General features: G+C 72.4%; 5 protein-coding genes. 3 read left to right on the top strand and 2 right to left on the bottom strand.

Annotation, left to right across the window (positions count from 1 at the left end; translation table 11 throughout):
* Window positions 1-1,818: sensor histidine kinase (locus tag KV557_RS41055; RefSeq protein ID WP_218207188.1), on the bottom strand; the 1,818-nt coding region annotated here is incomplete at its 3' end.
* A 349-nt stretch (window positions 1,819-2,167) separates the two neighbouring features.
* On the opposite strand from KV557_RS41055, the gene KV557_RS41050 reads away from it, so the two are divergent.
* From KV557_RS41050 to KV557_RS41040, 3 genes are all read left to right on the top strand, one after another.
* Window positions 2,168-4,063, top strand: coding sequence for an AMP-dependent synthetase/ligase (locus KV557_RS41050; protein ID WP_218207186.1), 1,896 nt, complete (start codon window positions 2,168-2,170; stop codon window positions 4,061-4,063).
* Between the two features lie 286 nt (window positions 4,064-4,349).
* Window positions 4,350-5,507 (top strand): polysaccharide deacetylase family protein, encoded by a 1,158-nt coding sequence (locus KV557_RS41045; RefSeq protein ID WP_218207185.1) that lies wholly within the window; start codon window positions 4,350-4,352, stop codon window positions 5,505-5,507.
* Window positions 5,508-5,857: 350 nt separating this feature from the next.
* A complete protein-coding gene (locus KV557_RS41040) occupies window positions 5,858-6,718 on the top strand; it encodes a nitroreductase/quinone reductase family protein (RefSeq protein WP_218207182.1) in 861 nt (286 codons plus the stop codon).
* A gap of 96 nt (window positions 6,719-6,814) precedes the next feature.
* On the opposite strand, the gene KV557_RS41035 is transcribed toward KV557_RS41040, so the two are convergent.
* Complete coding sequence (locus KV557_RS41035) at window positions 6,815-7,612, bottom strand: SGNH/GDSL hydrolase family protein (protein WP_218207178.1); 798 nt, start codon at window positions 7,610-7,612, stop codon at window positions 6,815-6,817.
* Window positions 7,613-7,884 lie beyond the last annotated feature (272 nt).

Genomic DNA, 7,884 nt, shown 5'->3' with positions numbered 1-7,884 from the left:
GCGGATGCCGTGCCGCCGGGCGAGCCGGCTGACCACGAACAGGCCCAGCCGGTCGGTGTCGGCGAGGTCGAACTCCTGCTCCACGGCGAGACGTTCGTTGATCTCGGCGAACGCCTGCTCGCTCAGCCCGAGGCCGCGATCATCGATCTCCAGCGCGAAGCCGTGCGCCACGACCTCGCCCTGGACGGTGACTTGGGTGGTCGGCGGGGAGAACACCGCGGCGTTCTCGACGAGTTCGGCGACGAGGTGGGTCACGTCGGCGACGGCGCTGCCGAGCAGGCCGGTGCCCGGGAACGGCCGGACGATCACCCGGGCGTAGTCCTCGACCTCGCCGACCGCCGCGCGGACCACGTCCACCATCCGGACGGGCTTGCGCCAGGCGCGCCCGGGCGAGCCGCCGGCCAGGATGATCAGGCCCTCGGCGTGCCGGCGCATACGCGTGGTGAGGTGGTCGACCTTGAACAGGTCCTCCAGCTCCGCCGGGTCCTCGGTGCGGCGCTCCATGGTGTCCAGCAGGGTCAGCTGGCGGTGCAGCAGCACCTGGCTGCGCCGGGCCAGGTTGACGAAGACGGCGGAGACGCCGCGGCGCAGCTCGGCCTGTTCGACGGCGGCCTCGACGGCGGCCCGCTGCACGGCGTTGAACGCCTGGCCGACCTGGCCGATCTCGGCCTGCCCGAACCGCAGTTCCGGCGCCTCGGCGGCGACGTCGACCGCCTCGCCGCGGCGAAGCCGGCGCATGACGGACGGCAGGCGGGTGCCGGCGAGTTCGTTGGCGGCGTTGCGCAGGCCGATCAGCTCGCGGGCGAGGCCCCGGCCGATCCGGAAGGAGATGAGCACCGACAGGACGACCGCGACGAGGCCGACCGCGCCGGCGATGCCGCCGCGCCACAGCAGCCCGATCTCGTAGGACCGCTCGCGTGCGCCGATCCCGTCGGCGATCCGGGAGTCGGCGGCGGCGAGGTCGCCGAGGGCCCGGTCGGCGGTCTCCCGCCAGGAGTCGCCGTTGATCGCCTGGGCGACCCGCTCGGGGCCTCCGGCGCCGACGAAGTCGGCCTCGGCGCGGACGAGCGCGGCCCAGGCGTCGCTGCCGCGCAGGGCGACGTAGTCGGCCTGGTCGGCGGGGTCGAGTTCGGCGATGTAGACGGTGAACAGCGCCTGCTGGTTGTGCAGGGCGTCCAGCGCGATCTGGTACTGCTCGGCGGTGGGCCGGGCGGTGCCGGTGCGCAGGCCCTCCATCGCCGCGTCCTCCTGGGCGAGGTACTCGCGGGCGCGCACCAGCTCGATCAGGATCGTGCCCTGGCGCGGGAATTGGCCGGTCTGGCGGGCGACGAAGGCGGACCGGAAGCCGAACACGGGCTTGACCAGGTCGCTGTACTGGTCGAGGGCGAACTCCCAGTTGAGCGCGGAGCGGCCGACCTGGGCGCGCAGCGGGCCGATCTGGTCGGCGGCGGCGACGATCTGCAGGAAGCGTCCGCGCTGGGCGGTGGAGAGCTTGCCGCCGCTGGTGTCCTTCATGCCGCGCAGGACGGCGAGGTCGTGGTCGGTGGCGGCCTTGGCGCGGTCGTAGGCGTCCTTGGCGGCGCGCGAGTTCGGGTCGGCGAGCCGCTGGACGGCGGCACGGCGCTCGTTCTGCAGGTCGGTGGCGTACTGGTCGACCGGGCCGCTGAACTCCTTGTACGTACGGCTGATCTCCAGCTGGCTCCAGACGTCTCCGGTGGTGACGAACACCGCGTACGCCCACAGGGCGGTGAGCGCGACGATGGGCACCAGGAGCAGCGCGATGATCTTCGCGCGGATCGAGCTGCTGCGCAGACGCATGGAGTCCTCGGTCGGGAAGTGCCAGGCGCGGACGGGGAGGGTGGGGAGCGCGGATGGTCGTACGTCGTCGGTTCGGGTCGTCGGATCGGGCCAGGCCGGGAGGCCTCCGGCCGCAGGTCTGCGAGAGCCTACTACGCCCTGACCACTCGTTCGAGGGTCGAAATCCATCTCCCGCCGACTTGCCCCGCACACGTCAGGAGCCGCTCCCGGCCACGGCACTTTCCGTACGGACGTGCGGCACTTTCCGTACGTCCAGGTGTCGATCTCGTCGCGTCACCGTCACAACCCTGGGCAGCGACAGACCGATCCGATAGTTTCGCTCCACGGCAGCCGCGAAACGGGGAGGATTGTGCGCGAGTTCACCACCCCCGCCCTGGCCCGTCCCGAGGCCACCGGAGGGCTCGCGGACTCGCTGTACGACACCGCCGAACGCACGCCCGGCCTGGTCCAGTTGGCCCGCCGCGCACCCGCACACCCACACCCGCCCGGCACCGACCGGGCCGGCGGCCCGCGGCAGGACGCCACCGCACGGCAGGACGTCCCCGTGTGGCAGGACGTCACCGCGCAGGAGTTCCGCGACGAGGTGCTCGCCCTCGCCAAGGGCCTGCTCACCCGGGGCGTCCGCTACGGCGACCGGGTCGCGCTGATGTCCCGCACCCGCTACGAGTGGACGCTGTTCGACTACGCACTCTGGTCGATCGGCGCGATCACCGTCCCGGTCTACCCCACCGCCGCGGCCGAGCAGGTGCGCTGGATCCTCGCCGAGACCCAGGCGGTGGCCTGCCTGGTCGAGGACGAGGACGCCGCGATGACCGTCGGCGCGGTCTGCGACGCCCTGCCCGACCTCACCGGCATCTGGCAGCTGGACCGCGACTGCGTCGCCGCGATCACCGAGGACGGGCGTGGCGTGCCCGACGCGCTGGTGCACCGCCAGCGGCTCGGGGTCTCGGCCTCCAACATCGCCACCGTCGTCTACACCTCGGGCACCACCGGCCGCCCCAAGGGCTGCCTGATCACCCACGCCAACCTGGCCGCCGAGGCCGACGCGCTGCTCGCCGGCTGGGACGAGGTGTTCCGGGACACCGGCGGCGGCCAGCCGTCCACCCTGCTGTTCCTGCCGCTCGCGCACGTCTACGGACGGGCCGTGCAGGTCGCCGCGATCCGCGGCGGCTTCCGGATCGGGCACATCCCCGAGGTGTCCACCGAGGCGCTGCTGCCCGCCCTGGACTCCTTCCGGCCGACCTTCCTGCACGCCGTCCCGTACGTCTTCGAGAAGATCTTCCAGCAGGCCCGGCAGGCCGCCGAGAACGCCGGGCGCACCGAACTCTTCGAGCAGGCCCGGCAGGTGGCGGTCGACTGGGCGGCGGCGCGGGAGCAGAAGCTGTTCGGGCTCGGCCCCGGACCGAGCCCGAAGCTGCGGCTGCGCCACCTCGCGTACGAGCGAACGGTCTACCAGCGGCTGCGCGGGGTGCTCGGCGGGCGGGTGCGCAGCGTGATGTGCGGCGGCTCGTCGCTGCGCCGCGAGCTCGGCCTCTTCTTCACCGGCGCCGGCCTCCAGCTGTACGAGGGCTACGGGCTGACCGAGACCTCCGCCGCGATCATCGCCAACCCGGCCGGGCGGCAGAAGCTCGGCACGGTCGGGCAGCCGCTGCCGGGCGCCTCGGTGGCGATCGCGGACGACGGCGAGGTGTGGGTGCGCGGCGGGTCCGTCTTCGGCGGGTACCTCAACCACCCGCGCTGCACGACGGAGTCGCTGTACGACGGCTGGTTCGCCACCGGGGACCTCGGCCGGCTGGACGAGGACGGGTACCTCACCATCACCGGCCGCAAGAAGGACCTGATCGTCACCAGCAGCGGCAAGAACCTCGCCCCGGCCGCGCTGGAGGAGCGGGTGGCGGCGCATCCGCTGGTCTCCCAGTGCATGGTGGTCGGCGACGACCGCCCGTACGTGGCCGCGCTGATCACGCTCGACCCGGCGGCACTGGCGCACTGGCTGAAGACGAACGGGCGGGAGCAGCTGGACCCGTGGGCGGTGCTCGCGGACGAGCAGCTGCACGCCGAGATCCAGCGCGCGGTGGCGGCGGCGAACACGGCGGTGTCGCGGGCCGAGTCGATCCGCGCGTTCCGCCTGCTGCCACGGGAGTTCGGCCCGGAGCAGGGGCTGCTGACGCCCTCGCTGAAGCTGCGGCGAGCGGCGATCGCGGAGTTCTACACCGCCGACATCGAGGAGCTGTACGCCCCCTGACGGACCGTCTTGTCCCTTTTGCGGCAAGCAGGGTGCCGGTCACGGCGGCGATCGCGGTGGCGAGCCGGTTCGTCCCCCCGTTCCCTTGACTGGGCCGATTGGTCCAGTCCATTGTTTCTCCTCGGTCCGAGTGCGGCGCACCACCTCCCGCTCCCGCCCCTCAGGGAGCGCCCCGGTTCCACGGTTCCACCGTTCCACGGTTCTACGGTCCCGCTACCGCCACGCCCTCCCCACGGGCGGGCTTCCCCACACGCCCCCACACGCCCCCACACGCAGGAGTCCTCACGTGTCCCTGTCCACGCGCCTGTCCGCGCTGGCCGCTTCCGTCGCCCTGGTCGCCGCCGTCACCGCCCCGGTGGCGGTCGCCGACACCGCAGCCTCAGCGTCCTCCGGGGCCGCCGCGCCGGCCGCGCCCGGCCCGACCGTCAACCTGGTCACCAACCCGGGCTTCGAGCTCCCCGCCCCCAACCTGTCCGACTGGGGCAGCATCGCCGGCTGGAGCTGCACCGGCGGCCCGGCCGAGGCGGCCGTCACCACCACTGCCCCGCACGGCGGCACCTCCGCGCTCACCGTCACCCCCGCGAACGCCGACTCCACCGGCGAGTGCGCGCAGACCGTCGCCGTCCAGCCAAACACCAGCTACACCGCCTCCGCCTGGGTCCGCGGAAACTTCGTCTACCTGGGCGCCACCGGCACCGGCCGGGACGTCGCCCCCGCCTGGACGGAGACCACCGGCGGCAGCTGGCAGGAGCTGACCACCCGCTTCACCACCGGCCCGAACGCGCGCAGCATCGGGCTGTACGTCCATGGCTGGTACCAGGAGGGCCCGTACTCCGTCGACGATGTGCACGTGGACGGCCCCGCGCCCGCCCCGGCCGTGCCCGCCGGGTCCGTGCCCACCACCGACAAGGTCGTCTTCTTCACCGTCGACGACGGCTGGCAGCGCACCCCCGAGGCGGAGAAGTTCATCGCCGACCACCACCTGCCGATCACCGCCTTCCCGCTGCCGATGCCGGCCGGCACCGACCCCGGCTTCTTCCAGCGCGTCACCGCCGTGCCCGGTTCCTCCATCCAGGACCACAGCGTCTCGCACTCCGACCTCAGCAAGCTCACCCTGGAGCAGCAGCAGGTCGAGATCTGCGACGCCCGCGACGCCCTGACCCGCCTGTTCGGCACCGCCCCGGTGGTCTTCCGCCCGCCGTACTTCGCCTGGAACGCCGACACCCTGCAGGCCGCCGCCAACTGCGGCATCCGCACCGTACTCACCGCCGACGCGGACTTCAGCTGGGGCGCCTCCAACATCTGGCACCCCGGCACCCTGCAGCCCGGCGACGTCGTCCTGATGCACTGGGCCAACACCCTCGCCACCGACCTCCCGCGCGCCCTCGCCGCCGCCGACGCGGCCGGCCTCAAGCCCGCCGGCCTGGTCGACTACCTGCGCTGACCCGCCACCCACGAGCCCGACGCGCCGCCACCACGAGGGGAGTGGCGGCGCGTCGCCCGGGCGCGGGCCGTCCGGTGGTGATCTTGCTCGTTGACAGGGTCCCCGCGGCGTGGCTCTAATGGGGGCGTGCAGCGCGGCGTCGGCCACAGAGCAGTGGGCCGGCCGGCAGCCGAGCCAGCACCTTTCTGCAAGGGACGATGCGCGATGAGCACCTTCTCCGCTGCCCTGATCTGACGTACGCGGCCACCCGTGGTGTCCGCGTCCACGCGCCCGCATTCGCGTGCCCGTGCGCAGCGGCGCCGCGTGTGGCCTGAACTCCCTCACCTTTCCGGAGACTTCACCACACACGCATGCCCATGTCTTTCAATCACACTGTCATCGAGGAATTCCGCGCGAACGGCGGCAAGGTCGGCGGACCGTTCGAGGGCGGCGACCTGCTGCTCCTGACCACCACCGGCGCCCGTTCGGGGCGGGAGCACACCGTCCCGCTGGGGTACGTCCGGGCGGAGGGCGAGCTCGTCGTCGTCGCGTCGGCGGGCGGGGCGCCCGACCATCCGCAGTGGTACCGCAACCTCCTCGCCAAACCCGTGGTCCGGGTCGAGCTCGGTACGGAGGCGTTCGACGTGATCGCCGTCCCGGCCGAAGGGGCACGGCGGGAGCGGCTGTTCGACGCCGTCGTCCGGGTCGCACCGGGGTACGGCGACTACCAGGCGCACGCCGGACGGGAGTTGCCGGTCGTCGTGCTGGAACGGCCGGAGGTGCCGACGCGGGAAGTGCGCAGCCTCGCCGACAAGCTCCTGGAGGCGCACACCTGGCTGCGCGCCCAACTGCGGTACGTCCGCGAGGAGGCGGCGACCCACGTCGCGGGGCGGACGGCGAGCCTCGGCCTCCAATTGCGTCAGCACTGCCTGGCGTTCTGCGAGGGGCTGACGCACCACCATCGCGGCGAGGACGCCGCGATCTTCCCCGCGCTGGCCCGCAGCCATCCCGAACTGGCCGAGGTGCTGGAGGCGTTGGCCGAGCAGCACCTGGCGATCGGGCGGATCAAGGACGAACTGGTGGCACTGCTGGCCGGGATCGGCGTGACCGAGCCGGAACGGCTGCGGGCCGAGGTGGACCGGATGTCGGCCGAGCTGGAGGCACATCTCGCCTACGAGGAAGCCGAGTTGCTGCCGGCACTCGCCGACATCCCATTCCCGCCGACGCGCTGAGCCGACGGGCTGAGCTGACGCACTGAGCCGGCGTGCGGCCGTCGACCCCTCCCCTTGCCGGCGGAGGGGTCGGCAGCCGCCGCACCGGTCGCGCCGTTACGACTGCGAGAGCACCGGGAAGTAGCCGTACGCCTGGCCGGAGGCGTTCGGGTGGTAGCTCTCGTCGATGGGCCAGGTGGTGCTGTGGAGCCAGGTGTCCTGGGAGCCGCAGATCTCGTGCTCGGTGAAGATGCCGCGCACGTCGGCGAAGGTGAAGCCGGCGTTGGCGGCACTCTTGGCGATGACGCCGTCGAGCACGTCGGCCGCCTCGTTGATGGCGGCGCGCTTGGTGTCGCCGATGCCGAAGATGCAGCTGCCGCCGATCTTGTAGAGGTGCGGGTAGCCGAGGACCACCACGTGCGCGTTGGGGGCCTTGGCCTGGATGGCCGCGTAGACCTGGTCGAGCAGGCCGGGCAGGGTGTTCTGGGCGTAGTTCTCACCGGCCGAGACGGCGCCGAGGCAGGCGCTCTCGGAGTTCAGCACGCAGGTCTGCATGGTGCTGGCGAAACCGGCGTCGTTGCCGCCGATCGTGATGCTGACCAGCGTGGTGCCGGAGTTGAGGGCGGAGATCTGGTTGTTGAGGACGTCTCCGGTTCTCGCTCCGGAACACGCGACGAAGGAGAAGGAGGACGGCGAGTTCGCACTCTGCCACAGGTACGGGTACGCGTTGGCGCTCCGCTTGCAGCTGCCGCTGTCGCCGAGGTAGTTCCCGGCGCCGACACCGGCGGAGTACGAGTCCCCGAGGGCGACGTAGTTGACGGTGGCCGCGTTCGCGGACGAGGCCGCGAAGAACGTGGTCAGGGTGAGCAGGACCGCTATCGCGGTGGCGGACATGACACGAGCCTTGCGCAGCATGAAGCCTCCTGGCGTGATGTGGGTCACACATGTGATACCAGGCAGTAGCAGCGCCGGGAAGCGGTCATGCCAAGGATATTGACGGTCAGTCTGACAACGCGGGAGTGAACCCTCACCTGCACCAGGGGCGTTCGCGCTGGTCAGCACCGATGTGCGCGTGCTTCGCAGGGCGGGGAGCGGCGGGCGCGCGCGGCAGCCGCCGTCAAGCGCCGGGCGGGGAGCGGCGGGCGCGCGCGGCAGCCGCCGTCAAGCGCCGGGCGGGGAGCGGCGGG

The organism is Kitasatospora aureofaciens, assembly GCF_019192735.1.
GTDB classification, from domain to species: Bacteria; Actinomycetota; Actinomycetes; order Streptomycetales; family Streptomycetaceae; genus Kitasatospora; species Kitasatospora aureofaciens_A.
The sequence above is the reverse complement of the archived record's forward strand: the minus strand, read 5'-3'. Positions and strand labels throughout refer to the sequence as shown.